Below are 25,621 nucleotides of genomic sequence, written 5' to 3' on the forward strand. Positions count from 1 at the left end.
CATCTTAAAGAACCGATGGACTCTATATGTTTGTTCGTGCCTACCTCCGAGCAAGTACCACCGAGCAGGACGCTCAGCGTGCCCGTGATCCTCTTAATGCTTTCGCGGCAGAACGGGACCTGACCATCGCCTCCTGGTACGCTGAGAATGAGAGCGGATCGAAGCTCTCACGCCCTGAGCTGTTCCGGCTTCTGGCCGATGCTCAACCTGATGACGTGCTCCTAGTCGAGCAGGTGGACCGGCTCTCACGCCTAAACGCAGGTGACTGAAAGAAGTTGAAGGGTCAGATCGCGACCAGGCGCCTGCGCGTCGTGGCGCTCAATCTGCCCACTTCGTGGATGATAGCTACCAGCAGTGCAGACGACTTCACCACCCGTATGTTCGAGGCAATCAATGCCATGATGCTCGATATGCTTGCTGCTGTGACTCGCAAGGACTACGAGGACCGCCGTCGGCGCCAGTCTGAGGGGCAAGCCAAGGCCAAAGCCGAGGGCCGCTACAAGGGGCGTCCGGAGGATGAGGAGCGCAGTGCCGGTATTGCCTCAATGCTCAAGGCAGGCGTCTCTTGGTCGCAGATCCAGAGTGCTACTGGATGCAGCAGGGCAACCGTGGCCAAGATCGCCAAGCGAATAGCTGGTTGATCAACCAATATGCTCGGGAGCTCATAGCAAGTTGCTGAATCAACTTCCAGGCTGAACGCTGCCCTATACTTGAAGCGCAGCAAGGCCAGCTCGTACCAAGTGACTGTCCGCCGCTCCAAGCACCTCGCCAAGCTTTTGCTCAATGTCATTTCGAGCGACGCCAGGTTGGACTATCACCATCTCGAAGTGCGGAGGCCTCTTCCGGGCTAGAGCCCTCATTGTGGGTTCGTCTCCGCGTATGAACTGAGCCATCCCCGTGCCGCGGCTGAATCGCCCGCATAGCTGATCAACAAGGCGTTCCAAGTCGCACCAGATGATCCCTTTTACCGCTTGACCGCATACCTCATAGAGGTCATCGACGCGGTTTCCGGAGGCAGCACCGCCTGATCCTTTGCAGTGGTAAAAGGTGACGCGCACGCCTCCATCTGCACTGAGTGACATAGCTACAAAATCGGCTGTTTCGCCGCTACCGTGGTCCCAGTAGACGACCTCGTTTTCAGGCACATTCAGAACACGTGCTAAATAGCCTTGGATCGAGGATGCCTGTGCTGCTCCCGTTGCAAATTCTACTTCGATGTCGACACCCTCAGCCGCCCAATCAACAGTCCGGATGCGCTCGGCGTCATAGGGGCTATAACCGTCCGCAGGCACCGCGAAATGTTCGTCACCATACAAGCGGGACCAGTCCTCCAATATCAAATGCAAAGGATTGTCGTTTAGGAAGTCAACAAGATCCTCGGTATTTCGTCCTCGCTGTAGGATCACCGTGGCTTGAGCGTCATCCAAGTAAGAGAAATAAGCGTCCTGATAGATGTGGAATGCAATTTTGGTTTCAAAGCCATGGCCCGCAAGTCGAATCACCGCGTGATTGCTTGCGTAGCTTTCAACTATGAGATCGAAACCGATTAATGGTCGCGAATGCGCCCTGCCGGCAATCTCATAGATCGCGTCGGGGGGATCGAGGTAGACGTCCTTTTCCCAATCAGCAAACAGAACACGGGAGGGTATTTTCTGAACGGGCTCCCCCATCATCAGCAGATCGAGTTTACTGCCCGTCAGAGCGGCCCGATCATCGTGAATCTTACGGGCTAGTCTCTGACACCAATCTAAAAGTTCAGGCAGTGAGAGATTGGTATTGCTCCAAATCTTAGAGGCGCTGCTCAAGCCGATCGTCACGTCGATACCATTCTCTTTAGCGCTTCCAAAACAATGACCGCGGTGAAACAGGCGAGCATCCTCGGCTCGGATTGCTTCGTCTGCCCTCGACCCAGTAATCATCCGGTACGACTCGGTGAGGCTGGATTGCTGGCGGTTTCGCATGCCAACGTTGAAGAATTTAGCTTGATCCAGTTCCTTAAGTGCCCGGTTCAATGCGGAAAGGTTTAGGATCCGAGGGTCATACCCGACTAGATCGCGGACGATTCGTCGGTAAAGACCGTCTGCACGTTTGGACGCGCAAACAAAGAGTAAGTTGGCGGTGGGGTCATAGTAGAAGACAAACAGATCGAAGCGGACATCAATTAGTCTGTCATCGTCCGCCCATGGGACAACACCAGCCTTTCGGGTTATGTAGACGCTCGAATTCGTTGTCTCACTGACACGCCCGAACACCTGTTCTCGGTCGCTGCCGAAATTTGGTTCGCGCTGGATGTCAAAAGGCTCCCGAAGCCGAAAGATCTTTACATGCGCGTACGGCGAAAACGTATATAGCGAAAGGTCGTTCAGGTCCGGCGTCGTTGGTTTCTCAAGTTCAAAGCTCTCAAGGGTCTCCCGCGCCTGAACTTCTCGTTGGACTCGTGCCTCACCTAGATTAGGGATGATTTCGGACCATATTGCGCCTGCGGCGTAGAGTTTCTCCGCCTCGACCTCGATTCCTGACCGGCTTGCTACAAAGGTTGCGTCACCAAGGTTCTCACCAGCTGTCCGTGCGAACCTTCCAATGAACTGGAGCGTTACAGCCAGCGATCTATGAGGCGAGTGGATCGCGGCTACCTTCAAGCGTGGCATGTCGAAGCCCTCGCCAAGCATGTTCACGCAAATGATGCCATCCAGTTCGTCAGCCTCGAGGGCGGCTAGAACCTTCTTAACATGTCCAAGCGAATGTCCGCCGTGGACCAGCTTCAGCTTCAGATCGGTGCTTTCCGCATATACTTTTTCCAACTCTGATGCTCGTGCCCGGCTGTCCGTCCTAACCATCAGGAGATGTCTTAGACCAGCTTCGCGGTCAGATCGGAGTTTGACCTCTGCAGCTCGAGCAATAGCAATGTCGACTTGGCCTACCTCTTGATCTGGGCCATCGACTCCGACGGGTTGATAATCGATATGACCGAACACTCCGTCGCGGTAGGCGGTTTTGAGATCGTAGGTATAGATGAAGCGACCTTTTATCTCCCTATCGTCTCTTCGAAATGGCGTTGCAGTAAATAGAACCTTCTTCGCTTCACTGAAGATCTCTAAAAGAGCCTTCCAGGTTGCCGCTGGGCTGTGATGAGCCTCGTCGACGAGAATAAGATCGAAGAGATCGTTAGGAGGGATCGGTATGCCTCCGTTGTGCGGACTGACGCTTGGGACCGTGGCGACTACCACGTCAAACTCACGCATCTGAGCCCAAGCATCGGCATCAGTAACGCGGTTTGATGTAGCCATAACCCGTGGCACCGGGAGATCTTCCGGAACCGCGCCAAGGCGCTTCAAGACTCCGAGAGCCTTGAAGTCCTCAGCAATCTGCTCTCGAACTAACCGGCTCGGGGTCAGTACCAGAACCCGTTGTGCTCTGAGCAGAAACGCAGATGCTTGGAGAACAGCCGTTTTCCCGGAGCCGGTCGGCATCGTGACAATTGCAGGCTCGGAGCGCTGGGTGAAATGTGCGCCAATGGCAAAAAGTGCGCCACGCTGGGCCGTTCGGAACCCAGGACTCTGGTCGGTTCTGAGTGGATAGCTAAGCTTAGGGTATTGTGCTTCGAAGTACGACATTTTTTGCCCACCTGCTCACAAGTAGGAGTTTTTTCGGTCGCTCATTCAAGGCCACCGCCAGGGATATCCACTGGTTGTAGTGCCAGCAGGATGCTGGTTCGGAGGCTTGGGTAGTTTGCTTAGAGGGGACAATTCACTTGGTCAGAAACCGCATGGCTAATTAGGGTTCGCCTATTGCTCCAAATTGGCCACGTTCGGTATGGACCTCACCGCTCCAGAAGTGGCGCCGGCGGTGCCTGCTCCTGTCCTCACGAACAAGCGCCGTGATGGGCGCAGCGCGCGCAAGACCCACCGGATGCTGCCATTCGCAACGCGGGTCAGTCCGGAGTTCGACAACCGCCTGCGCGATATTGCCGATCGCGATGGGCTGCTGCTGGTCGAAGTACTGGAGAGGGCTTTAGAGATCTACGAAGTGCAGCAAGGTTGCAGCAAGCCAGAAGGTGCAGCCATGAAGCATCCGGGAGAGCTGTTTGAAAAGCCGGGTGGTCCAGGCCAACAAGAGCTATTCGAGGCAGAAACACAGTGGTTCCACGTATTCAAAGCTATGGTTGACAGCGGCGAACTGGCTGCGCTGAGCGGCTCGGCTATCAAGGTGTACTTGGTGGTGAAGGCGCATACCAACTTCAGCACGGGCCGCGCCTTTCCCGCCCTGGAGACCATCGCCGAGAAGGCGGGGCTAACAGTCAGCCAGGTAAAGCGAGAGATCAAGATGCTCGAGGAGCACGGGTACATCTCGAAAGAGAAGCGGGGTCGTTCGAACCTCTACATGCTCCGAGAAAAGGTGAGCATTACAGGCAAAGATGGTCGGCCGCAGGCTGTTGCCACCTGGGATTACCTGCCATCGACCGTGCAGCACGCTGTGGCTGACCTTCGCAACGTACTGGTGACTGGGGATCTGGGCGGAGCAAACATCGTCCACATTGAGCGCTACAGGTGAACGTGAACCACGTCAGCGACGGCAGCGTGCACCTGAACGTTCAGCAACTCCTGTCAGACCTCGACAAACTGCCAAAGAGCATCCAGGACAAGCTCCGCACTCACCCCGCTGACCCCAACTGAGTTATACACAGCTCACCGGTGACCCGTGTCATAGGTGAGCTGTTTGGGAATTGGATAGGGTTCTCCCGTGGAGACGAGCCTAAGCCTTTGGCTGCTTCACGATTTTGCAAGACGGTACGGAATAACAGGCTACGATTGTAGTCTTCTCTTCGTTGGCTAATATGAACACGCCCATGGATAAGTGTTGGATTACTGCTGTCTGATCAATGTCACGAACTATGTTAATAGCATGATCAACATCCCCGGGCGTTCCATCGACCCTGATGATGCACTTCCATGCCTTGCCCTTAGGTCTGTTTTTGCCTCTTACCATCTTTGGCTCTGCCCTACCCACGCCCTCGGCCCGCTGAGTGCATCTTTCCGGTTCCTCTGAATAGAATCTGAGTTGCTCAATCTGGATCGTGTACGGGCGGCTGTGGCAGTGGTCGCCAGTGCGACGGCGGTAAGGTGAATGGCTTCTTGGACTGGGCATCCACCCACTTGCCCCTGCGGACATTGTACCGCGCGAAGGTATAATCAAACTCGCCTCTGGCCCAAGCAACCATGATGATCCTACCATCTTGTGGTGCTGCAGCCATAAGATCCCAACCGTCCTCATAGCGACGGGTGTTCCGGCGCCTGATAGGACCGGTGTCGGGCTTGTCCTTCCATTCGCTTGCCTTAACGCCCTCTTGGAGCAGCAAGTGCCACTCGGTGCCGTCCCGCACTGGCGCACCATCCATCTCCAGAGCAATCGATAACGCCCAGATAGTGTAAATCGGGCCATCGATGGTGTCAGGACGGTGAGCATCATCCGGCCAAGCAAAGATGATGTGCCTCTCGCATTCTATAAACTTGATCCGGAAGACGCCCTGACACTTCTCGCCTGTTCCATCCCAGATATAGATATCGACCTCACCGAGAGAGAAAATGGGAGCCGGTTGACGCGGCAATTGCACCACGTTCTCACCCTCAACCTGAGGCTTAGGTTCCTCAGGTATCTGGATGTCCAGGATTGTGCGTCGCTCCCAGTCAATGCGGCAATTCTCGGAGATCCGCTTCAAATAAGCCAAGCGCTCTTGCCTCATTTTCGCCCCCCCCGTTATGGGCTGCAACGTAAAGTAACGCGTAAAAAGCCTCCTGTTCAACTTGTCCTTCCGACTTGCTGAAAGGCAGCCTCACATATCTCGACACCCTTGCTGCCGCTTAATAGTGGCCAGTGTCTTGAGTGCCTCCATGATATCGAATTGGATTCATCGACCATCTCGCGTTCATTGGCACTGATCCGGCCCCAGCTTCGCACCAGCATGATCCGGACGAAGAGGTCCCGCTCGATCATGAGGGAGTAAGACCCCTTCACCTCTATTCCGAGTCAATCTGATGCAACACAGGATGGTGCTGGATAGGGGATCGGTGTCGCCCATCGAAGCCGCGTGCGAGGTTTTATTTGCCCTCTACAATCTCTTTGTGGTTGGCAATCACAGCTTTCAGTTTTGCATGCTGCTCGGTGAGCTGCGTGGCTCGGTTACGTTGCACCGCTTTAACAGTATCGTATCCGAGGCTAGGCGGTATATTCAGAATGGCTTCGTCTTCCTCGCGTATGACATGATCCAGCATTAGGGCTGCGGGTGCTAAGTGCTTTTCAAGAAGAGTGGCTAAGGTTTTCCTGCGAGCATTGTTCATTTCTGCTTTTGCTCCATATCAAAATGCACTCTGGATTAGCCGACAGCGGCCCTCCGGCTTTGCCGAATATCCTGCTATGGTTTGTCCAAGGCCGCGTCGCTATCACGCTTGGTATGCTCGCTGCGCCTGCTGCCGCATCTGGTCGAGCTCGTCCTGTAGTGTGTTTATCTGCTCCTCAATTGCATCCAAGGACGTGCGCTCAGGTGCCAGGAGCACACAGCCGTTGTCCGATGCACTGTGCCGCTGAACGGCTATCCTCATGCGCGCCGGCAGGATCTCGTCCCCAGGCTGAATATCGAGTGCGAAGGTTTCAAGCGGGCGCATTGCAGATTTCCTTCTGACGCTAGGCCTCTTTCTGATCTTTCAGGCGTACACCTGGCCGGCCATGGTTCAGGAACTCCACGCCCGCAGCCTCTAGAGCCATCTGCACCCGGCGGACTACCTCCATGCTGCTAGTGAGGATGTTGCCGCCCTTAGCTTCCATATTGCGGATCGTGTTGACGTTTACGCCCGCAGCATCAGCCAGTGTCGATTGATCCATCTCGGCGAGGGCGCGAGCGGCTTTGAGTTGGTTCCCCGTTGTCAGCATCTGAGAGCTTTGGCCCTTAAAAAACTATTCCCCTATTTTTCATAACTAGCTGGTTGTTGACAAGACATAATCTCACCGCCAGTTTTAAAACATAGCGAAATGGTTCTGAGGACCAAAGAGATGGCCTTTCACCGCAAACTCGATTTGAATGCCGCAATGCGCGACATGCGCGCTAGTCGGACCACGCCTGCCGCTGGCTTCCTGGCCGCTCGTTCTCTCGAAATCGCCCGCCTCAATCGTCTGGCCCAGGAAGCGGCCTCCGTCCCCTTCGATGTCGCTGGCTCTTATGACAGATCGGCCATCATGAAAGCTGCAATCGCCCAGGCCCGTGTTCAGCGGGTTCGAGGCAGCAAGGCCCCTTGGTCTCAGCTCGTTGGCTCCGCTCTCAAATTCGTGTGGCTGCATGCCAAGCAGCAGCGCGCTCTGGCCGCTCACTAAGGGGTGGACCATGCAGTACCCGTGCGGCGAACGCTGTGGAGACAGCCATGGGGATTTCGGCTCAAAAGCTTTGGAACGAGAAGAGCTGAGCAGATGATCCAGACGCCTCAGGGCTTCGTCGTTTCGACGGAATGCCAGAAAGTCGCCGAACAGAACGGCTTCCGACGCTTCCTCAGTGAGGCGGACGGATGGGCGGGCTACGGCTCCACAACCGCCCAGGGCACGAGTTTTCTGGCTGCCTCGGGTCCGCAGGGGCCATGGTTTCTCGCCCTCGACCACACTGGCGTCGTTGACGAGCTAGGTCTGCCCGCAGCCGAGGTGCCAGGCCCCGGCGTCGCCCGCTTCGCCTTCGACAGCCTTGCCCCGCTCTACGCTGTGATGCACCGCGTCTATCAGCTCGCGGTCAGTCTGCCCGATGCGCCACTGCAAGAGTTCCGGTTCAAGACTAAGGATTTACCCCAGAGCACCGAGGCCGAGCGACTTGTTGTCCAGCGCGTCGGTCAGAACATCTTTCGCGCGAGCCTTATGGATTATTGGCAGGGCCGCTGTCCTCTAACCGGAATAACGGATCCCGAGTTGCTGCGCGCCTCGCATATCGTTCCGTGGAAGGATTGCGCGACGGATGCCGAGCGGCTCGACGTACACAATGGCCTGCTGCTCTCGGCTCTCTGGGACGCTGCCTTCGACCGCGGCCGCGTGACCTTCGATGATGAAGGCAGGCCGGTGTTCTCACCCGCGTTGAGCGAGGCTGCCCGTGATGAGCTACGCTGGCGGGCTCCGATCCCGATCGCAGACAAGCATCGCATCCGCCTGGCACTGCATCGTGCGAACTCTTTCAAGAAGCTATAAGCCAAATGTTGCAAACGCGGGGCTACTCCGCCACCCGGGCATCTCATGCTGGAAGTGGCGCAAGCATTCTTAGCGCGCATTGAAAAAGCTACTTAGCTGAAAGCGTAGCCTCGAAGGGTTAGTTCTTCGGTCGCGGGAACAATGGCTCCCAAGTCCCACAACTCCCGTGCAGGATCGGAAGGGTGTTATTTGGGCAGGTATCGCTGAAGACCACAAGCAACCCAAGACCACCAAAGCCTAGTGGATCGGTTTTGTAGATCTTTTGCCCTAGGTCCGTGACTAGTGCGCGTGCCTGATCGGCCTCGGCGCCATCTGCCCAAATGCTGTTTCGGGTGCAGAAAGCGTAGTGCATGTCGGCGAGGACCTCGCAAGCGCGAAAGTCCAAGTTGACGCCGGAAAGTCTCTGCAGCTTCGCCCTGAGCTTCTCTTCACCATCCCTTGTCGCTAGCAACCCAACGATCACAACGGTAATGTTTCTGTCGAGCAGGAACTGGAGATTGGCAGTCACGAACCGTTCAACATTGTCTGCAAGGCTCCGGCCCGTAGCAACGATATCGTCGATAATCACAACGCCGTTAACAGTAATCCCCCTCTTGTCCTCGTGATCAAGAACCCTTGCGGCAAAGTCTTCAGCTGCGACCACGCATTGGGTCGAGATGAGGTTCTCCTCTGCATAGCGATCAGCGTAGCGACTTCCGCTCTTCCCAGGACCGTCGACCCAGGTGACCATGATGTCGTAACGTCGCTGAACCCGGCTCTCCGGAGTGAAGGGCGTGGTATGATTTTTGACGATGCTGTGCGCCGATCGCAGTTTCTCGCGTAGCTCCTCCTCACTGAGGAACCGAACGTTCTGCAGCAGCTTGAAAAGTAATCTCTGCTCCTGGAATGAGGGTACTTGGTTGAGCCAGTTTCTAATATCCTCAGCAGTGACGCGTCGTCCGCGATATAGAGGCCAGCGATCGGCGAGGGCGGAGATCTCCGGCCCACTAACGTAGGCTCGATCCTCGGCCTGCTGTATTGCGTCAGCCATCTCGTCTCCGAGCGTATCGGTAATTAGCTTGGTCAAGCCTCCTGCTACTAACCACTCTTCGAATAGGGGAAGCACGAATTCGTATTCCGTGCCTTTCTCACGCAGGATGTCGCGCCGGCAGAAATCGGCGAGGATTGGGCCAATATCCATTGTGGAGAGGCCTGAGCCGCCTCTGTTTGCGGAAATTGTATCAACGTTTAGTGGCTGCCCCTGTCGGCGTGTGCGAGCAAGTGCAACTAGAACTCGGCATCGCTTCAGTTCAACTACTTCAGCTTCCTCACGGCCAGCCGGTATTCCATCCTTCCAGAAGTGTGCGAAAGCATTGGTGTCAAGAGAGCCCACGAGGCCGGCCACGCCGGCCTGCACTTCGTCGACTGTTACATCGGCATCTCTATGTGCGACCGAGGTCTGGAAAATCCGCGCGCATAGGAGCTTCGTGTAGTATGGGTGACCATTCGTGTAGTTGAAGATCTCGGAAATTGCCGCATCATGCCAGCTTAGAGGGGACTCCCCCTTCTCACGCACCAAGCTTGAGAAGTCCTCCCACTCCTCTGCTCGAGAGAAGTAATCTAGACGCTCGCGAACGAACTTGTTGAGCTGGTCTCCCTGTGCCCCAATGATGAAAGGCATGTTCTCGCCACCAACCAGCATAAGGGCGATGTTCTGTTTTGCGCTAAGAGTCCTCAGGTTCGAGAAAAAGGTCTCAGCAAGAGATCCGAAGCGATACATCTCCGGATGGATCTCGTCGAACTCATCGAGAATAACAAGAAACTTCAGTTCTGGCCGTACGGTGATCAGGGCCTGAGAGATTTGATTCAGCGGCGCGAGGGACCCATTGAAGTTTGGTACGGCAGGCCGTCCCTCTGATGGGAAGTGCTCAAGTAAGTGAGTGGCAATCGCAATGCCGAGGGCATCGAGCGTGGCGTCAGCACTTCGATGAGCGTATTCGCCATACTCAAGGTAAATTGGCACGATGGTCTTGTCGCTGCCAGATAGGGCCATGACTTGGTCTTTTACGGCAAACGCCAACGATGTCTTACCGACACGCTTCTGTCCCGTGATATAGGATGATTGCATCCTTTCTTTACGGAGACGGTTAAGAAGCGCGAGCACTTTGGCTCGACGTCCCACGAACTCGTCACCTTGCGCGGGCTCTGTGCTATAGGGGTCAGCGTGCTCGAGAAATTCCCAATCGATGTCGGTCTTCTGACCAAGGACAATAAGATCGAAGCTTGCTGTCTGGCGCTCGGCACCACGAACCGAGCCCCAACTGAGCTCAACGAGGAGTGGAATCTTTTCAACGTGGTCGCCGACGAGAACCTCGCATAATATAGATGACTCTCCTGGTGGAACTGTTCCAAGGTCGATCGACTCTCCTGCAACTGCTATACGGTCGGTTCCTGAAACGATCTGTGCGGTAGCCCCAATTGCAACCCCGGGTCCGGTGTTCACGAGAGGAATTTTGACCCGTAAGATCCGGTTCTCTTCATGCAACGGGTACTTGCGCTCGAGGACGTACGGGGAGTCCCGTCGCAGCCGAAGTGTGCACTTGAAACGCTCGGATGAATCTTTTTCGATTCTCTCGAGCACTAAGCGCGCAGTCTTAAGAAAGGGCAGGTAGTAGTCGATGCTAAGAAAGTCCGCCTTCTGCTCACTTCTTGCGGTCTCTGCGTCCACGAAGTCGAACGTCTGCTGCAGCTTCTCACCGAAGGTGGCGTCTCTGAGTTCGAGGAGTTCGTGAATGTTGCCATATACAAGACGCACTGCATTCGCGAAGTCAGGGAAATCAAAAGGATTCAGGTACGCCTTCAAAATCTTATTGTTCAGGATTTTGAAGATCTCCTGTCGCCGTGCTGCGAATTCTCTGCTGTCTGACGGGAGTTTCCTGAACACGGATAGAGTTTCACAAACCTGCGGGTGGAACGCACGAAGCGCCTCGAATTTTTCGTGATTCTGCTTCTTCTGGCTCAGCTTGAGGTGCTCGGAGATATCAGGCGCGGCGGTTTCGACCAAGGAAACGAGTCGACGGTGGACTGCAGCCACCTCGCCGTCTGCCTCCGCAAAGTGCTCAATCTGCTCCAAGTATCGTAGGAAGAGGAGCGCGGCTTCGCGCCTGCCACTAGGTGAGTCGCTCGCAGAGTCAATCCACTCTGAAACTTTTAACGTGTCTGTCGTATGCTGCAAAGTTGCACAGGAGCGCGCCAAAAGGTTCTGGACGTCCTTCTGAAGCTCAGCGCCGACCTGTCGAAGATCATTCTCAAGAGTGGGCCGAACGGCATTCTCTACTATCTGCAGCGCGTCGGTCGCACCCATTAGGCCCCCCAGTCATTACTTATTGCTGTTTAGTAGCTGGGCAGAAGCTGATTTTCAACGCACTAGGATGTACCCCCTTAGTATTCAGTGAGAATAGGTCATGCCAAGGGCGCTATGAGTTGAATGGGCAGCCTATTTCGTTGCTAGGCCGTGTGGACGGATTTGATGAGGATGAGGCCCGGCGCAGGACCTGAGTGGATTCGAGTTCACGAACTCTGTCTCTGAACTGAAGCCTCTAAGTTGCGGGAATAATACCTAAAATCGGCATCAATATCTCGCACTCGTTGCAGAAGCAGCAGACAATGCAGATCAGAAGGTGCGTCAAGGGTTGCGCTCGCACAGGCATCAATGGCTGGTGGTGCTAAGTTAGCCAAGTCAGGTCTATGTCTTCTGACAAGCCCAGCGATGGGCCTTCAAGGCGCTACAGCCGCAGCTAAAGCTCAATTGATCTAGCCCGCTTAGTCTATCGAGTGCTAGCCACAGGCCATAAAAGAAAGCAGCCCTGGAGTCCGGGTTGCATTCGAAGGTCGAAGATCTGAAGTCTAAAAATAATAGTCTCTGCTGTGTGCAAACAAGTCTCTAACTTGAGCAAGGTACTTCCTCGGAAATTCCGTGCAAGAGGCCTGAGACAGGGACATGCAGAGGTTATGTAAATCGTCAGAAAAGGTGCCGGGAATTGTCTCTAATTAAGAAACGTCTGCTATAAACCCGCGGAATGTGGCGTTTACAGATCCAAATTATACTTATTTATAGGAAAATATGACTGATTGGTGGAGCTGAGGGGATTCGAACCCCTGACCTCTGCAGTGCGATTGCAGCGCTCTCCCATCTGAGCTACAGCCCCGGTCCGGTTGGCAGACCAAGCGGCGGGGTTTTAGGCCTGAGGGGTTCCCTCTGTCAATCGGGATGACAGGCGCCTCCGGGAACTTTTGCGCGGGAAACCGGGGCGGGCAGGAACTGCCGGGTTGTTCCGCTGCCTCAGGAACGCTACATCACGGACGCCCGACCCTGACGAGTATCCCATGCGCTCCCTGCTCGAAGTCATCCTTTTGGCCCTTCAGCTCTATACCTACCTCATCATCGCCTCGGCGATCCTGAGCTGGCTGGTAGCCTTCAACGTGGTCAACGTCCGCAATGATGTGGTGCGGTCCATCTGGAGGTTTCTGGATGCGGTCACGGAGCCTGCTCTGCGCCCCATCCGCCGAATTCTGCCCAATCTCGGCGGCATCGATATCTCGCCCGTGATCCTGATCCTCCTCATCATTTTCCTGCAGAACCTGATCGCCCGGCTGATGCAGCAGTACATTCCGGCGACCCTCCTCTAGGGTCGCCTATGCCCTGTCGGATCCGCCACGACGGGATCGAGATCCGGGTCCGGGCGACCCCGCGCGGAGGAAGGGACGCGGTCGACGGGATCGAGTCGCTCTCCGACGGAAGCCAGGTCCTGAAGGTCCGGGTCCGGGCTGTGCCGGAGGACGGCGCGGCGAACGAGGCCGTTCGACGGCTTCTCGCAAAGACCCTGGGTATCCCGGCGTCGGCCGTGAGCCTCACGGCTGGCGCGACGGCCCGGCTGAAGACTTTTTTCATCGAAGGCGAGGCGGCAGCCCTGGCTGCCCGCTTCGCTGCCCTGACAGGACGAGACTCATGAGCGCGACCATCATCGACGGGAAAGCCTATGCCGCAGGATTGCGGGGCCGGATCGCGGATGCGGTGGCGGATCTGGGACGGCAGGGCATCCGTCCCGGACTTGCGGTGGTTCTTGTCGGCGAGGATCCGGCGAGCCAGATCTATGTGCGCAGCAAGGCCAAGCTCACGGTCGAGGTCGGCATGGCCTCCTTCGAATATGTCCTCCCGGCCACGACCAGCGAGGCGGAGCTTCTCGCCCTCGTGGCGAAGCTGAACGCCGACCCGGCGGTCGACGGCATTCTCGTGCAATTGCCCCTGCCGAAGCAGATCGACGCGCAGAAGGTGATCGAGGCCATCGACCCGGGAAAGGACGTGGACGGATTCCATCCAATCAACGCGGGTCGTTTGATGACCGGCGTGCCGGGTTTCGTCTCCTGCACGCCGCTTGGCTGCCTGCTGTTGATCCAGTCCCTGAAGCGGGATCTCGCTGGGCTCGATGCGGTCGTGGTCGGACGCTCGAACATCGTCGGCAAGCCCATGGCGCAGCTCCTTCTCTCCCAGAGCTGCACGGTGACCACGGCCCATTCCAAAACCCGGGATCTGCCGGGCGTCTGCCGTCGGGCCGATATCCTGGTGGCGGCCGTGGGACGGCCGGAAATGGTGCGAGGCGACTGGATCAAGCCCGGCGCCATCGTCATCGATGTCGGCATCAACCGTGTGCCCAACCCTACGGCCGGGGCGGGGAAGACACGGGTTGTCGGCGACGTGGCCTATGAGGAGGCCGCGAAGGTCGCGTCCGCGATCACGCCGGTGCCGGGCGGTGTCGGGCCGATGACCATCGCCTGCCTCCTGCGCAACACCCTGGAGGCCGCCTGCCTCAGGCATGGGCGGGCAATGCCGGAACTCCGCTGAGGCCCGCCGTCGGGCAAGCCGCTTCGATCCCGGTCAGTTGGCGGCGAAGCAATAGAACAGTCCCGCGCCGCCGGTGCCCTTGAGGGCATCCTGACTGCAGCCACCGCGGGATGTATGCGACGAGTTCCAGGATTTTGCCGGGGGCTGCTCGTCCAGGCCCATGCGGTCGTGATGGCCGAGCATGGCGGCTCCGTCCGCGCCGCCCTTCGTCCAGTTGCCGCAGGTCCGATCCTCGCCGGCTGCGAAGGCGGTGCCGTCGGGCTGCGATCCGGTGAGCATATCGTGGGTGTTCGGCGTGTCTCCACGGCCTTTCACCGGCTCCCCTTTTTCGGTCAGGGCCGTCTCCTTCGTGATGGTGTTGGCGGCGTGAAGGTCCGCTACGTCCTTCGCGATGACGATGCCTTTGGCGTTCTGCCAGGGACCGCGGCCGATCCTGTCTCTGGCATTGGTGGCTGGCGTGCCGCCGACCGCCTGGGTCGAGAGGTAGGCACGCCAGGTTCTGGTACCCGCTCCGGCTGCTTGTGCGAGCGTCTGGCAGTGTCTGTCCGCGCCGTCGAGGCCGCCGAGATCCGCGCCCTTGCCCGATCCGACGCTTGTGACGAAGAACGTCATGTCCGCCGAGCCGCCGGAACTCTGGGCCTGAGCGAGGCCGAGGGGGCCCGAGGCCAGAATGCCCAGGGAAGCCATGATCCGGATGCTGCCTGCTCCGCGCATGTCCTTCTCCTCCGATTCCTGACCCTGTCCATGGTGCCAAGGCTATCATGAGGCCGATCGAGGGAAGGATTGAAATCTCCGTGATGCTGTGCCGGTCCCTCGGTGGAGATTTGTCAGGAGCCGTTCCGAAGGTGCTCAACGAGCTGCCGCGCGGAAGGAGCAAGGGCATCCGTGGCGCGGATGCACAGAGTCAGCTCCCGGGCAGCCCAGGCGTCCTCGAGGGCTACGATGGCGATATTCATGGTGCGGGCGGCACGGCGCGCCGTGGTCTCGGGCACGATGCCAAGACCGACCCCGGCTTCCACCATGCGGCAGACGGCATCGAAACTGCGCAGCTGCACCCTCAGGCGCAGGGGCTTTCCGATGCGCCCGGCCTTGTCGGCGAGGAAACGCTGCAGCGCGCTGATCCGGTCGAGGCCGACAAAGTCGAACCCCAGGACCTCGGCGAAGGCGAGATGGGAGCTGCGGGCCATGGGATGGCCGTTCGCGACCACGAGCACGAATCGGTCGCTTCGGAAGGGAAAGGTCTCCAACCGTCCCGTATCGACCGTCCCGGCAACGATGCCGATGTCGCCGACGCCCTCGGCGATCATCCCGACGATCTCGTCGGAGAGGCGCTCCTCCAGGTCAATGGAGACCTGGGGATGCTCGGCCAGGAACGCGCCCAGGGCTTCGGGCAGGAACTCGGTCAGGGCGTTGGTGTTGGAGAGGATGCGAATCTGACCGGTGAGACCGCCCATGTACGCGCCCAGATCCTCCCGGAGCCGCTCCGCCTGTCCCAGCATGGCGCGGGCGTGCTGCAGAAGGGTCCGCCCGGCTGGAGTCGGAACGACGCCCTGCCGGTTGCGCACCAGCAGCGGAGCTCCCAGGGACTTTTCCATGTTGCGGATGCGGGTACTGGCGGCCGCCAACGCCAGATGAGCGCGCTCCGCTCCGTGGGTGATGCTCCCGGCCTCTACGACGTGCCGGAAGAGACTCAGGTCGGTCAGATCGAATTGCATGACATCCTTCGTCAAAGGCGAAGGCAGATTAGAATAATGACAAATTGTGCCGAGAGCGAGCGTAAAGCACACTTCGTGGCTGACGAAGTGTGCGCCCTGGCATCGTTGTGCGGAAGATGCATTGCGATGGTCTCGCGCTTCAGATACGAACCATTCCAAATTTCAGTGCGACATTTTCGTCGTCGATCAGGAGCGAACGCATGGCTGAGGTGAAGGTGGCCCCCAGGCCCTTGTCCCCGCATCTTCAGATCTATCGCTGGACCTGGACCATGGCCATGTCCGTCTTCCACCGGGCGACCGGCTCGGCCCTTTACATCGGCATCGCTCTCTTCGCCGTCTGGCTCGTGGCGCTCGCCTCCGGCCCCCGCGCGTTCGACGCGGTGCAGTGGTTCTTCGGGTCGCCGATCGGGCTTCTGGTTCTCTTCGGCTATACCTGGGTGCTCATGCATCACATGCTTGGGGGCGTTCGCCACCTCGTGTGGGATTTCGGGCGCGGCATGGAGCCTGGCGTCCGGATCAACATGGCCCGCTTCACCCTCATCGGCTCGGTCGTCCTGACGGTCCTGATCTGGGTCGTCGCTTTCATCGCTTTCTAAAAAGGAGACCGGATCATGGCCGATAACAGGGCTGACACCCGCGTTTCCATGCGCACCCCCCTCTCCCGCGTCAAGGGCCTCGGCGCCTCGGGTCACGGAGTGGAGCACTTTTGGCTGCAGCGCGTCACGGCGGTGGCGAACATTCCCCTCATCATCTCCTTCGTCATCATCGTGGCTGCCCTCGCGGGCAGCTCCTATGACGAAGCGATTGCCATTATCTCGCACCCGCTCGTCGCGATCCTTCTCATCCTGGCCGTCGTTTCGGTGACGAACCATATGCGCCTGGGGATGCAGATCATCATCGAGGACTATGTCCACGACAAAGGACTGAAGATCGTCTCCGTGATCGCCAATAACTTCTATGCCGTGATCGTCGCGGTCGCGTGCCTCTACGCGATCCTGAAGGTCAGCCTCGGCCGTATCCTGCTTTAAGGAGCTCACCCATGGCCCAATCAGCCACCATCAACGGCAAGGCCTACACGATCGTCGATCATACCTTCGACGTCGTCATCGTGGGCGCCGGCGGAGCAGGCCTGCGCGCCACCGTCGGCTGTTCGCAGGCCGGTCTGCGCACCGCCTGCATCACCAAGGTCTTCCCCACCCGTTCGCACACGGTGGCGGCTCAGGGCGGCATCTCGGCGTCTCTCGGCAATATGGGACCGGACGACTGGCGCTGGCATATGTACGACACCGTGAAGGGGTCGGATTGGCTGGGCGACCAGGACGCGATCGAATACCTCGTCCGCAACGCTCCGGCGGCCGTTTACGAGCTGGAGCACTGGGGCGTCCCGTTCTCTCGCACGGACGAGGGCAAGATCTACCAGCGGCCGTTCGGCGGCATGACCACCGAATTCGGCAAGGGCACCGCGCAGCGCACCTGCGCCGCCGCCGACCGCACGGGCCACGCGATCCTGCACACCCTCTACGGCCAGGCCGTCCGCAACCAGACGAACTTCTTCATCGAGTATTTCGCCCTCGACCTGATGATGAACGACGAGGGCCGCTGCATCGGCGTCGTCGCCCTCAACCAGTCGACCGGTGAAATCCACCGCTTCCGCGCCCACATGACGATCCTCGCTACGGGCGGGTACGGACGCGCCTATTTCTCGGCGACCTCGGCCCATACCTGCACCGGCGACGGCAATGCCATGGTTCTGCGCGCAGGGCTTCCGCTGCAGGACATGGAATTCGTGCAGTTTCACCCGACCGGCATCTACGGCGCGGGCTGCCTCATCACGGAGGGTGCACGGGGCGAGGGCGGTTATCTCACGAACTCGGAAGGCGAGCGCTTTATGGAGCGCTATGCGCCCTCGGCAAAAGACCTTGCCTCCCGTGACGTCGTGTCCCGCTCGATGACCATGGAGATCCGCGCCGGGCGCGGCGTGGGCAAGAACAAGGACCACATCTATCTCCATCTCGACCACCTCGACCCGAAGATCCTGCACGAGCGCCTGCCCGGCATCTCGGAAAGCGCCAAGATCTTCGCCGGCGTCGATGTGACCAAGGAGCCGATCCCGGTCCTGCCGACCGTCCACTACAACATGGGCGGCATCCCGACCAACTATCACGGCGAGGTGCTGACCCTGAAGGACGGCAATCCGGACACGGTGGTCCCCGGCCTCATGGCGCTGGGCGAAGCGGCCTGCGTCTCGGTTCATGGGGCAAACCGCCTCGGCTCCAACTCGCTCATCGATCTCGTGGTGTTCGGCCGCGCCGCCGGCCTGCGCTGCGCCGAGATCCTCACCCCCAACGCGAAACATGCCGATCTGCCGAAGGGCGCGGACGAACTGGCGCTCTCGCGCCTCGACCGCTTCCGCCACGCCAATGGCGCGACGCCGACGGCGGAACTGCGCCTCGAAATGCAGAAGACCATGCAGAACAACTGCGCCGTGTTCCGCACGGGTGAGGTTCTCGCCGAAGGCAAGGACCTGATCCACAAGGTCTGGAGCGCCTCCGCCGATATCAAGATCACGGACCGCTCGCTGATCTGGAACACCGACCTGTATGAGACGCTCGAATTCGACAACCTCATCGGTCAGGCGGTCGTGACCATGGAAGGCGCGCTCAACCGCCAGGAATCCAGGGGCGCCCATGCCCGCGAGGACTTCCCCGACCGCAATGACAAGGACTGGATGAAGCACACGCTCGCATGGCTCGACGATACCTCCCAGAAGGTGACGATCGATTACCGGCCCGTCCACACCTACACCATGTCGAACGAGATCCAGTACATCGAGCCGAAGGCTCGCGTTTATTGACAGCAGCCGTCGTGGCCGGGCTCGCCCGGCCATCCACGTCATTCCCGTCGACCTCAACCGAAGGCGGGTAAACGGGACATGACGAAGTAGAGGCAGGTAAGACCGAATGGCCCAGTTCACGCTTCCCAAGAATTCCCAGTACAGCGAAGGCAAGTCGTGGCCGAAGCCGGCCAATGGCAACCGGGTGCAGGAGTTCCGCATCTATCGCTGGAACCCGGACGATGGCGCCAATCCGCGCATCGACACGTATTACATCGACCGGGACGATTGCGGGCCGATGGTGCTCGACGCCCTTCTCTGGATCAAGAACAAGGTCGACCCGACCCTGACCTTCCGTCGCTCCTGCCGCGAAGGGATCTGCGGCTCCTGCGCCATGAACATCATGGGCCAGAACACCCTGGCCTGTACCCTCGGCATCGACGACTGCCAGACCGACAGCATCAAGATCTATCCCCTGCCGCACATGCCGGTGCTGAAGGACCTGGTGCCGGACCTGACAAGCTTCTTCGCCCAGCACGCCTCCATCGAGCCCTGGCTGCAGACGGAGACGGCGGAGCCCGAGACCGAATGGCGCCAGACCCCGGAGGAGCGCTCCAAGCTCGACGGACTCTATGAGTGCATCCTGTGTGCCTGCTGCACCACCTCCTGCCCGAGCTATTGGTGGAACGGCGACCGTTTCCTGGGCCCCGCGGCTCTGCTCCAGGCCTATCGCTGGCTCATCGACAGCCGTGACGAGAGCACGGGCGAGCGCCTGGACAACCTGCACGACCCGTTCCGGCTCTATCGCTGCCATACGATCATGAACTGCGCCAATACCTGTCCTAAGGGCCTGAACCCGGCGAAAGCCATCGCCGAGATCAAGAAGATGATGGTGGCGCGGACGCTGTGACGCCTACCTGCAACACTTTCTCAAAAGGCGCCTCGGGCGCCTTTTTTTGTCGACGGCAACACCGTACTCTGCAGCGCGGCCGTAGCAGCCCTGAAGCGACCCTCTCTGGAACGGTTGCGGTCGGCAGGCATTGGTGTCGAGGAAACGGCCAAGCATGATGAGGACAATGATGAAGAGCCCCTTATGGATCGTGACGGCGACGCTTTGCTCCGCGTTGTCTCTCGGCGCATGCTCCTCCGCCCGCCTCGGCGGTGGACCGATTCGCGGTGCGGCTGCGGCTCCTGCCGTCACTCCGGCACCGGTCGAGGCGGTCCCGTCGGGGCCGGTGACCTCCGCGCCGCTGCCGCCTCTGGACGGTCAGCCTCTGCCCCCGGTCGCGGGTGCGCCGATGTCCGGCATGCCCGGTGACATGGCGGCACTCCCGCCGACGGCAGCCCCGGCTCCGGCTGCAACGCCTGCGCCCGCCCCGGCGAGCCGGACGGCCATGGTGGGCAACTGGACCGCAAGTGTCGCCGGCGGCACCTGCAGAGTCCAGCTGACCAGCTCGCCGTCGCTGGATCTCTACCGCGCCTCCGCCTCGGGCTGTCCAAGCCAGGATCTTTCGAAGATCTATGCCTGGGACTTCCGGGACGGCGAGGTCTACCTCTACCAGACGGGAGGAGCCGTCGCGGCGCGCCTCCGCGGATCGTCGGGCTCCCTGAGCGGCGTTCTCGCCAAGTCCGGAGCACCGGTCAGCCTGTCGCGATAAGCCGTTTGCGCTGGGACCGCGAGGAGGGTATCGGTCTCGCCGTGACCGACCATCATCATCGCTCCCCCAAAACCATGGCCGCCCGCTACGAGGCGCTCGTGCGGGCGGGCACGATCGAGCGCGATCCGGCTCAGATCAAGCTCGTCGCGTCTTTGAACGCACTCGCCGAAAATCTCAGCGGGTTTCGCCTGGCGCGGAAGAACAGCGCGCTGGGCTGGCTATTCAGCAAGCGCAATCCGGCTGCGCCCAAGGGACTCTATGTCTGGGGCTCCGTCGGGCGCGGCAAGACCATGCTGATGGATCTGTTCTTCGAGTCCCTGCCGGTCCAGCGCAAGCGTCGCGTCCATTTCCATGCCTTCATGGCCGACGTGCATGAACGTATTCACGCTTTCCGGCAGAAGCTGAAGACGGGCCAGGTGAAGGGCGATGACCCGATCGGACCCGTGGCGGACGCGCTGGCCGCGGAGGCCTGGGTTCTCTGCTTCGACGAATTCACCGTTACGGACATCGCGGACGCGATGATCCTCGGGCGCCTGTTCACGGCGCTCTTCGCCCACGGAGTCGTGGTCGTCGCCACTTCCAACGTTGAGCCGGACCGGCTCTATGAAGGTGGCCTGAACCGCACTCTCTTCCTGCCCTTCATCGCCCTGCTCAAGGAACGGATGGACGTTCTCAAGCTCGAGGCGCGCACCGATTTTCGTCTGGAGAAGCTCGCCGGGAGCCCTGTTTTCTATGCGCCTGCCGACCGCCATTCGCACGAGGCCCTGTCGCTGGCCTTCAAGCGGCTCAGCGGGCACCCGCATGGCAAGCCCCTCACCCTCACCGTGAAGGGCCATGCGGTCGAGGTGCCTCAGGCGTCGAACGGAGTCGCACGGTTTTCGTTCGAGGATCTCTGCTCCAAGCCGCTGGGAGCTGCGGACTACCTGACGCTGGCAGAAGAGTTCCACACGGTCATTCTGGAGAATATCCCGCGGCTGACCTTCGAGCGCCGCAACGAGGCGAAGCGCTTCATCCTGCTGATCGATGCGCTCTACGATTCTCATGTCAAACTCCTCGCCTCCGCCGAGGCCGAGGCGCCGGAGCTCTATCAGGCCGATACGGGCCGCGAAGCCTTCGAGTTCGACCGCACCGTATCGCGCCTTATCGAAATGCGCTCGGAGGAATATCTGGCCCTCCCGCATGGGCGCCTGGATTCTGCCGGATCCGGTGAAACGACAGGCCTGGTCGAGACATGAAGCCGCCTCGCGGCAGCTCCTCGCGCTTCATGGATGCCGCAGTCCCGGCCGATACACGCCTTCTGGCCGTTGCCGCAGACCACCTGAAACGCTTCGGCCCTCGCCAGGTCACGGTGGTCAGCATTGCCGATGCGGCAGGCATGACCCATGCGAACGTGTACCGGTACTTCCCGTCGAAGGCCGCGCTCATCGATGCGGTGGCCGGGCAGTGGCTGCGGTCCGTCGAGGCGCTGATCGCCGATATCGCCGACGCGCCCGATCCGGCCGACGACAAGCTGGAGCGCCTGATTCAGGCCTCTGCCCGGACTCATCGCGAACTGCTCAAGGAAAACCGGCACCTCTTCGATGTCTATTGCACCGCGACCGAGACCTCGCGCCCGCTGGTGCGGAAGCACAGGGCCCGGATGCGGCAGCTGACCGAGCGGGTTCTGGACGAGGGAATCGTGACGGGAAAGTTCGACCCTCGGGACCGCGAGCGGGCCCTGGCCCTTATCACTGATGCCTCCTATCGGTTCATCAATCCCCTTACAGTGCGGCTGGATGCGGACGTACCGCAAGAGGTCCTCGACCAGCGCCTCGCCGCCGTTATCCGGGTGATCCTTCGATCCCTGACCTTTGGTATCGTGTAACCATAGTGACAAAAATCAAAATCTGTAACAGGAAAATCGACCTAGACAGACAAGGCTTAAGTCGTTGCAGATCAATGATGATTTCGGACGGTCGCCACGCGGCGAGACCGCCGTACGCCTAAAACCCTTACGTTTTAACCTTTTGTTGGCTTGAAGAAGGCCCATTTCTGAGTCACACACCGCCATCCTCAAAAGGCTCGCGCCTCCCATATTATCCAAGGATATCTCCATGGCTCGTTCCAAGATCGCGCTTATCGGCGCCGGCCAGATCGGCGGCACGCTCGCCCACCTGGCAGGCTTGAAGGAACTCGGCGACGTCGTTCTGTTCGACATTGCAGAGGGTGTTCCTCAGGGCAAAGGTCTCGACATTGCCGAGTCCGCGCCGGTCGACGGGTTCGATACGAAATATGCGGGCGCGAACGATTACTCTGCCATTCAGGGCGCCGACGTGATCATCGTCACCGCCGGGGTGCCTCGCAAGCCTGGCATGAGCCGCGACGACCTTCTCGGCATCAACCTGAAGGTGATGGAAGCGGTCGGCAACGGCATCAAGCAGTATGCCCCGAACGCCTTCGTGATCTGCATCACCAACCCGCTCGACGCGATGGTCTGGGCGCTGCAGAAGTTCTCCGACCTCAAGCCCGAGAAGATCGTCGGCATGGCCGGCGTGCTCGACTCGGCCCGTTTCCGCCACTTCCTCGCGGAAGAGTTCAACGTCTCGGTGAAGGACGTCACGGCCTTCGTGCTCGGCGGCCATGGCGACGACATGGTGCCACTGGTCCGCTACTCCACGGTCGCCGGCGTCCCGCTCCCCGATCTCGTGAAGATGGGCTGGACGACGCAGGCAAAGCTTGACGCCATGGTCGAGCGCACCCGCAAGGGCGGCGGCGAGATCGTCAACCTTCTCAAGACCGGCTCCGCCTTCTATGCCCCCGCGGCATCGGCGATCGCGATGGCCGAGAGCTATCTCAAGGACAAGAAGCGCGTTCTTCCCTGCGCCGCCCATCTTTCCGGGCAGTATGGCGTGAAGGACATGTTCGTCGGCGTTCCGATCGTCATCGGCGCGAAGGGTGTCGAGCGCATCGTTGAGGTCGAATTCTCCGGCGACGAGAAGGCAATGTTCGAGAAGTCGGTTGCCTCCGTTCAGGGACTCGTGGACGCCTGCAAGCAGATCAATCCGGCTCTGGCGTAAGGGGCGAATGATGAGCCGCGGATGGCGTATGGGCCTTCCAAACGCTGCCGCCCTCACCGCCATTCGCCAAACGCCATTCGCCACTCGCCAATTGAAAGCGCGAACCCATGAATATTCATGAATACCAGGGCAAAGCCATCTTGAAGGAGTTCGGCCTGCCCGTATCCCGCGGCAAGGCCATCTTTTCCGCGGACGAGGCCGAGGCGGCCGCCAAGGACCTCGGCGGACCGCTCTGGGTCGTCAAGTCCCAGATCCATGCGGGTGGCCGCGGCAAAGGCAAGTTCAAGGAATCTGCCGCCGGCGAGAAGGGCGGCGTGCGCCTCGCCAAGTCCATCGACGAGGTCAAACAGTTTGCCAAGGAGATGCTCGGCAACACGCTCGTCACGATCCAGACGGGCCCAGCCGGCAAGCAGGTCAATCGCCTCTATATCGAGGACGGTTCGGACATCGAGACCGAATTCTATCTCTCCATGCTTGTCGACCGCGTAACGGGGCGCGTCGCCTTCGTCGTCTCGACGGAGGGCGGCATGGATATCGAGCAGGTCGCGCACGACACCCCTGAGAAGATCCTCACGTTCTCCATCGACCCGGCCACCGGCGTGCAGCCGTTCCACGGCCGCAAGGTCGCGAAGGCGCTCGGTCTGAGCGGAGCGCTGACGAAGGAAGCCGGCGATCTGGTGACGAAACTCTACACGGCCTTCGTTGCGAAGGACATGTCGATGCTCGAGATCAACCCGCTGATCGTCACCAAGGACGGTCATCTCAAGTGCCTCGATGCGAAGATCTCCTTCGATTCCAACGCGCTCTACCGGCATCCGGAGGTCATGGAACTCCGTGACCTGACGGAAGAGGACGAGAAGGAGATCGAGGCCTCCAAATACGATCTCGCCTATATCGCCCTCGACGGCACCATCGGCTGCATGGTCAATGGAGCGGGCCTTGCCATGGCGACCCTCGACATCATCAAGCTCTACGGCGAAGAGCCGGCGAACTTCCTCGATGTCGGCGGAGGCGCTTCGGAAGAGAAAGTCACGGCGGCGTTCAAGATCATCACCGCCGACCCGAACGTGAAGGGCATCCTCGTCAACATCTTCGGCGGCATCATGAAGTGCGACGTCATCGCCCGCGGCGTGATCGCGGCGGTGAAGGCGGTCGGCCTCCAGGTCCCGCTGGTGGTCCGGCTCGAGGGCACGAATGTCGAGGAGGGCAAGCAGATCATTCGCGGCTCCGGTCTCAACGTCATTCCGGCCGACGACCTCGACGACGCCGCCCAGAAGATCGTGAATGCCGTACGCGGCGGGAAGTAAGGTTTCGAGCTGATGTCCATTCTCATCGACAAGAACACCAAGGTCATCTGCCAGGGCTTCACCGGCAAGAACGGGACCTTCCATTCCGAGCAGGCCATCGCCTACGGCACCAAGATGGTCGGCGGCACCTCGCCCGGCAAAGGTGGCTCGACGCACCTGAACCTGCCTGTCTTCGACACGGTCATGGAAGCGCGCGAGAAGACAGGGGCCAACGCCTCGGTCGTCTACGTGCCGCCCCCGGGCGCGGCCGATGCCATCTGCGAGGCCATCGATGCCGAGATCCCGCTCATCGTCTGCATCACCGAGGGCATTCCGGTGCTCGACATGGTGCGCGTGAAGCGTGCGCTCGAGGGCTCCAAGTCGCGCCTCATCGGCCCGAACTGCCCCGGTATCGTAACGGCAGGCGAGTCGAAGATCGGCATCATGCCGGCCAACATCTTCAAGCCCGGCTCGGTCGGCATCGTGTCGCGCTCCGGCACGCTCACCTACGAGGCCGTGTTCCAGACAACCAACGAGGGTCTCGGCCAATCGACGGCGGTCGGCATCGGCGGCGACCCGGTGAAGGGCACAGAGTTCATCGAGATGCTCGATATGTTCCTGTCCGATCCCAAGACCGAGTCGATCGTCATGATCGGCGAGATCGGCGGTTCGGCCGAGGAGGAAGCAGCCGAGTTCATCGCCCGCGAAGCCAAGAAGGGCCGCAAGAAGCCGATGGTCGGGTTCATCGCCGGCCGCACGGCTCCCCCCGGACGCCGCATGGGCCACGCTGGCGCCATCATCTCCGGCGGCAAGGGCGGGGCAGAAGACAAGATCGCGGCCATGGAGGCGGCAGGGATCCGCGTCTCGCCGTCCCCGGCACGTCTCGGCAAGACCCTCGTGGACGTGCTCAAGGGCCGATAACCGAAAAGCGACCGCCCCGGAGGCCGGGGCGGTCAACCCATCATTTGGATAGACAATTGC

Annotated in this window: 24 protein-coding genes, 1 tRNA gene and 1 pseudogene; 17 read left to right on the top strand and 9 right to left on the bottom strand. The window is 59.8% G+C overall.

Annotation, left to right across the window (positions count from 1 at the left end):
• Nucleotides 1–26: 26 nt before the first annotated feature.
• A pseudogene (locus AC522E_RS21585) lies at nucleotides 27–641 on the top strand (recombinase family protein).
• A 63-nt stretch (nucleotides 642–704) separates the two neighbouring features.
• Here AC522E_RS21585 and AC522E_RS21590 read toward each other — a convergent pair.
• Entirely contained in the window at nucleotides 705–3,614 is a 2,910-nt protein-coding gene (locus AC522E_RS21590) for a DEAD/DEAH box helicase (protein WP_500748275.1), read from the bottom strand.
• 199 nt (nucleotides 3,615–3,813) lie between these two features.
• Between AC522E_RS21590 and AC522E_RS21595 the strand changes: the two genes are divergently transcribed.
• Nucleotides 3,814–4,551, top strand: a complete 738-nt coding sequence (locus tag AC522E_RS21595; protein WP_500748276.1) for a helix-turn-helix domain-containing protein — start codon at nucleotides 3,814–3,816, stop codon at nucleotides 4,549–4,551.
• Nucleotides 4,552–5,062: 511 nt separating this feature from the next.
• Here AC522E_RS21595 and AC522E_RS21600 read toward each other — a convergent pair.
• From AC522E_RS21600 to AC522E_RS21615, 4 genes are all read right to left on the bottom strand, one after another.
• Entirely contained in the window at nucleotides 5,063–5,740 is a 678-nt protein-coding gene (locus AC522E_RS21600; RefSeq protein ID WP_500748277.1) for a hypothetical protein, read from the bottom strand.
• A 355-nt stretch (nucleotides 5,741–6,095) separates the two neighbouring features.
• Nucleotides 6,096–6,335, bottom strand: a complete 240-nt coding sequence (locus AC522E_RS21605) for a hypothetical protein (RefSeq protein WP_500748278.1) — start codon at nucleotides 6,333–6,335, stop codon at nucleotides 6,096–6,098.
• A gap of 102 nt (nucleotides 6,336–6,437) precedes the next feature.
• Nucleotides 6,438–6,659, bottom strand: a complete 222-nt coding sequence (locus AC522E_RS21610; RefSeq protein WP_500748279.1) for a hypothetical protein — start codon at nucleotides 6,657–6,659, stop codon at nucleotides 6,438–6,440.
• 19 nt (nucleotides 6,660–6,678) lie between these two features.
• A complete protein-coding gene (locus tag AC522E_RS21615; RefSeq protein WP_500748280.1) occupies nucleotides 6,679–6,924 on the bottom strand; it encodes a hypothetical protein in 246 nt (81 codons plus the stop codon).
• 120 nt (nucleotides 6,925–7,044) lie between these two features.
• Between AC522E_RS21615 and AC522E_RS21620 the strand changes: the two genes are divergently transcribed.
• Both AC522E_RS21620 and AC522E_RS21625 read left to right on the top strand, forming a co-directional pair.
• Nucleotides 7,045–7,362, top strand: a complete 318-nt coding sequence (locus tag AC522E_RS21620; protein WP_500748281.1) for a hypothetical protein — start codon at nucleotides 7,045–7,047, stop codon at nucleotides 7,360–7,362.
• A 93-nt stretch (nucleotides 7,363–7,455) separates the two neighbouring features.
• On the top strand, nucleotides 7,456–8,211 hold the full coding sequence (locus AC522E_RS21625) for an HNH endonuclease (RefSeq protein WP_500748282.1): 756 nt from the start codon (nucleotides 7,456–7,458) through the stop codon (nucleotides 8,209–8,211).
• 118 nt (nucleotides 8,212–8,329) lie between these two features.
• Here AC522E_RS21625 and AC522E_RS21630 read toward each other — a convergent pair whose 3' ends face one another.
• Together AC522E_RS21630 and AC522E_RS21635 are read right to left on the bottom strand one after the other, a co-directional pair.
• Nucleotides 8,330–11,554 (bottom strand): phosphoribosyltransferase-like protein, encoded by a 3,225-nt coding sequence (locus AC522E_RS21630; RefSeq protein ID WP_500748283.1) that lies wholly within the window; start codon nucleotides 11,552–11,554, stop codon nucleotides 8,330–8,332.
• Between the two features lie 768 nt (nucleotides 11,555–12,322).
• Nucleotides 12,323–12,398: transfer RNA gene (locus tag AC522E_RS21635), tRNA-Ala, on the bottom strand.
• 178 nt (nucleotides 12,399–12,576) lie between these two features.
• On the opposite strand from AC522E_RS21635, the gene AC522E_RS21640 reads away from it, so the two are divergent.
• The 3 genes from AC522E_RS21640 to folD are packed head-to-tail and all read left to right on the top strand — an operon-like array spanning nucleotide 12,577 to nucleotide 14,092.
• The gene (locus AC522E_RS21640; protein WP_500748284.1) at nucleotides 12,577–12,879 is read left to right on the top strand and encodes a YggT family protein; all 303 of its coding nucleotides are present in this window, start codon (nucleotides 12,577–12,579) and stop codon (nucleotides 12,877–12,879) included.
• Between the two features lie 8 nt (nucleotides 12,880–12,887).
• Nucleotides 12,888–13,202, top strand: coding sequence for a DUF167 family protein (locus AC522E_RS21645; RefSeq protein ID WP_500748285.1), 315 nt, complete (start codon nucleotides 12,888–12,890; stop codon nucleotides 13,200–13,202).
• A complete protein-coding gene (gene folD / locus AC522E_RS21650; RefSeq protein WP_500748286.1) occupies nucleotides 13,199–14,092 on the top strand; it encodes a bifunctional methylenetetrahydrofolate dehydrogenase/methenyltetrahydrofolate cyclohydrolase FolD in 894 nt (297 codons plus the stop codon). Before AC522E_RS21645 ends, folD begins: the two co-directional genes overlap by 4 nt.
• 33 nt (nucleotides 14,093–14,125) lie before the next feature.
• On the opposite strand, the gene AC522E_RS21655 is transcribed toward folD, so the two are convergent.
• Together AC522E_RS21655 and AC522E_RS21660 are read right to left on the bottom strand one after the other, a co-directional pair.
• Nucleotides 14,126–14,806, bottom strand: coding sequence for a hypothetical protein (locus AC522E_RS21655; RefSeq protein ID WP_500748287.1), 681 nt, complete (start codon nucleotides 14,804–14,806; stop codon nucleotides 14,126–14,128).
• Nucleotides 14,807–14,919: 113 nt separating this feature from the next.
• Nucleotides 14,920–15,807, bottom strand: coding sequence for a LysR family transcriptional regulator (locus AC522E_RS21660; protein WP_500748288.1), 888 nt, complete (start codon nucleotides 15,805–15,807; stop codon nucleotides 14,920–14,922).
• A 200-nt stretch (nucleotides 15,808–16,007) separates the two neighbouring features.
• Between AC522E_RS21660 and sdhC the strand changes: the two genes are divergently transcribed.
• The 10 genes from sdhC to sucD all read left to right on the top strand — a co-directional run bounded on the left by sdhC (nucleotide 16,008) and on the right by sucD (nucleotide 25,561).
• The gene (gene sdhC, locus AC522E_RS21665) at nucleotides 16,008–16,403 is read left to right on the top strand and encodes a succinate dehydrogenase, cytochrome b556 subunit (RefSeq protein WP_500748289.1); all 396 of its coding nucleotides are present in this window, start codon (nucleotides 16,008–16,010) and stop codon (nucleotides 16,401–16,403) included.
• 15 nt (nucleotides 16,404–16,418) lie between these two features.
• Nucleotides 16,419–16,835 carry a succinate dehydrogenase, hydrophobic membrane anchor protein gene (sdhD, locus tag AC522E_RS21670; RefSeq protein WP_500748290.1) on the top strand — a complete coding sequence of 139 codons (417 nt, stop codon included), beginning with the start codon at nucleotides 16,419–16,421 and terminating at the stop codon, nucleotides 16,833–16,835.
• A gap of 11 nt (nucleotides 16,836–16,846) precedes the next feature.
• Nucleotides 16,847–18,661 carry a succinate dehydrogenase flavoprotein subunit gene (gene sdhA / locus AC522E_RS21675; RefSeq protein ID WP_500748291.1) on the top strand — a complete coding sequence of 605 codons (1,815 nt, stop codon included), beginning with the start codon at nucleotides 16,847–16,849 and terminating at the stop codon, nucleotides 18,659–18,661.
• Nucleotides 18,662–18,767: 106 nt separating this feature from the next.
• A complete protein-coding gene (locus AC522E_RS21680; protein WP_500748292.1) occupies nucleotides 18,768–19,550 on the top strand; it encodes a succinate dehydrogenase iron-sulfur subunit in 783 nt (260 codons plus the stop codon).
• A gap of 166 nt (nucleotides 19,551–19,716) precedes the next feature.
• Nucleotides 19,717–20,298: an AprI/Inh family metalloprotease inhibitor gene (locus AC522E_RS21685; protein ID WP_500748293.1), complete on the top strand. Its 582-nt coding sequence runs from the start codon at nucleotides 19,717–19,719 to the stop codon at nucleotides 20,296–20,298.
• Between the two features lie 74 nt (nucleotides 20,299–20,372).
• Nucleotides 20,373–21,533, top strand: coding sequence for a cell division protein ZapE (gene zapE, locus AC522E_RS21690; RefSeq protein WP_500750801.1), 1,161 nt, complete (start codon nucleotides 20,373–20,375; stop codon nucleotides 21,531–21,533).
• Entirely contained in the window at nucleotides 21,530–22,162 is a 633-nt protein-coding gene (locus AC522E_RS21695) for a TetR/AcrR family transcriptional regulator (RefSeq protein ID WP_500748294.1), read from the top strand. The genes zapE and AC522E_RS21695 overlap by 4 nt, the downstream gene beginning before the upstream one ends.
• Nucleotides 22,163–22,391: 229 nt before the next feature.
• Entirely contained in the window at nucleotides 22,392–23,354 is a 963-nt protein-coding gene (gene mdh, locus AC522E_RS21700; RefSeq protein WP_500748295.1) for a malate dehydrogenase, read from the top strand.
• Nucleotides 23,355–23,461: 107 nt separating this feature from the next.
• Nucleotides 23,462–24,661, top strand: coding sequence for an ADP-forming succinate--CoA ligase subunit beta (gene sucC, locus AC522E_RS21705; protein ID WP_500748296.1), 1,200 nt, complete (start codon nucleotides 23,462–23,464; stop codon nucleotides 24,659–24,661).
• Nucleotides 24,662–24,673: 12 nt separating this feature from the next.
• Nucleotides 24,674–25,561: a succinate--CoA ligase subunit alpha gene (gene sucD, locus AC522E_RS21710; protein WP_500748297.1), complete on the top strand. Its 888-nt coding sequence runs from the start codon at nucleotides 24,674–24,676 to the stop codon at nucleotides 25,559–25,561.
• The last annotated feature ends 60 nt before the right edge of the window (nucleotides 25,562–25,621 follow it).

It is taken from the genome of Microvirga sp. BF8, from assembly GCF_059888585.1.

Excerpts from the sequence above, each read along its gene's own strand:
- AC522E_RS21595 (WP_500748276.1), top strand. The coding sequence starts at position 3,814 with ATGGACCTCACCGCTCCAGAAGTGGCGCCGGCGGTGCCTGCTCCTGTC.
- AC522E_RS21610 (WP_500748279.1), bottom strand. The coding sequence starts at position 6,659 with ATGCGCCCGCTTGAAACCTTCGCACTCGATATTCAGCCTGGGGACGAG.
- AC522E_RS21625 (WP_500748282.1), top strand. The coding sequence starts at position 7,456 with ATGATCCAGACGCCTCAGGGCTTCGTCGTTTCGACGGAATGCCAGAAA.
- AC522E_RS21605 (WP_500748278.1), bottom strand. The coding sequence starts at position 6,335 with ATGAACAATGCTCGCAGGAAAACCTTAGCCACTCTTCTTGAAAAGCAC.
- AC522E_RS21655 (WP_500748287.1), bottom strand. The coding sequence starts at position 14,806 with ATGCGCGGAGCAGGCAGCATCCGGATCATGGCTTCCCTGGGCATTCTG.
- mdh (WP_500748295.1), top strand. The coding sequence starts at position 22,392 with ATGGCTCGTTCCAAGATCGCGCTTATCGGCGCCGGCCAGATCGGCGGC.
- zapE (WP_500750801.1), top strand. The coding sequence starts at position 20,373 with ATGGCCGCCCGCTACGAGGCGCTCGTGCGGGCGGGCACGATCGAGCGC.
- AC522E_RS21640 (WP_500748284.1), top strand. The coding sequence starts at position 12,577 with ATGCGCTCCCTGCTCGAAGTCATCCTTTTGGCCCTTCAGCTCTATACC.
- sdhA (WP_500748291.1), top strand. The coding sequence starts at position 16,847 with ATGGCCCAATCAGCCACCATCAACGGCAAGGCCTACACGATCGTCGAT.
- AC522E_RS21620 (WP_500748281.1), top strand. The coding sequence starts at position 7,045 with ATGGCCTTTCACCGCAAACTCGATTTGAATGCCGCAATGCGCGACATG.
- sdhD (WP_500748290.1), top strand. The coding sequence starts at position 16,419 with ATGGCCGATAACAGGGCTGACACCCGCGTTTCCATGCGCACCCCCCTC.
- AC522E_RS21645 (WP_500748285.1), top strand. The coding sequence starts at position 12,888 with ATGCCCTGTCGGATCCGCCACGACGGGATCGAGATCCGGGTCCGGGCG.
- sucC (WP_500748296.1), top strand. The coding sequence starts at position 23,462 with ATGAATATTCATGAATACCAGGGCAAAGCCATCTTGAAGGAGTTCGGC.
- sucD (WP_500748297.1), top strand. The coding sequence starts at position 24,674 with ATGTCCATTCTCATCGACAAGAACACCAAGGTCATCTGCCAGGGCTTC.
- folD (WP_500748286.1), top strand. The coding sequence starts at position 13,199 with ATGAGCGCGACCATCATCGACGGGAAAGCCTATGCCGCAGGATTGCGG.
- AC522E_RS21630 (WP_500748283.1), bottom strand. The coding sequence starts at position 11,554 with ATGGGTGCGACCGACGCGCTGCAGATAGTAGAGAATGCCGTTCGGCCC.
- AC522E_RS21660 (WP_500748288.1), bottom strand. The coding sequence starts at position 15,807 with ATGCAATTCGATCTGACCGACCTGAGTCTCTTCCGGCACGTCGTAGAG.
- AC522E_RS21695 (WP_500748294.1), top strand. The coding sequence starts at position 21,530 with ATGAAGCCGCCTCGCGGCAGCTCCTCGCGCTTCATGGATGCCGCAGTC.
- AC522E_RS21590 (WP_500748275.1), bottom strand. The coding sequence starts at position 3,614 with ATGTCGTACTTCGAAGCACAATACCCTAAGCTTAGCTATCCACTCAGA.
- AC522E_RS21685 (WP_500748293.1), top strand. The coding sequence starts at position 19,717 with ATGATGAAGAGCCCCTTATGGATCGTGACGGCGACGCTTTGCTCCGCG.
- sdhC (WP_500748289.1), top strand. The coding sequence starts at position 16,008 with ATGGCTGAGGTGAAGGTGGCCCCCAGGCCCTTGTCCCCGCATCTTCAG.
- AC522E_RS21615 (WP_500748280.1), bottom strand. The coding sequence starts at position 6,924 with ATGCTGACAACGGGGAACCAACTCAAAGCCGCTCGCGCCCTCGCCGAG.
- AC522E_RS21680 (WP_500748292.1), top strand. The coding sequence starts at position 18,768 with ATGGCCCAGTTCACGCTTCCCAAGAATTCCCAGTACAGCGAAGGCAAG.
- AC522E_RS21600 (WP_500748277.1), bottom strand. The coding sequence starts at position 5,740 with ATGAGGCAAGAGCGCTTGGCTTATTTGAAGCGGATCTCCGAGAATTGC.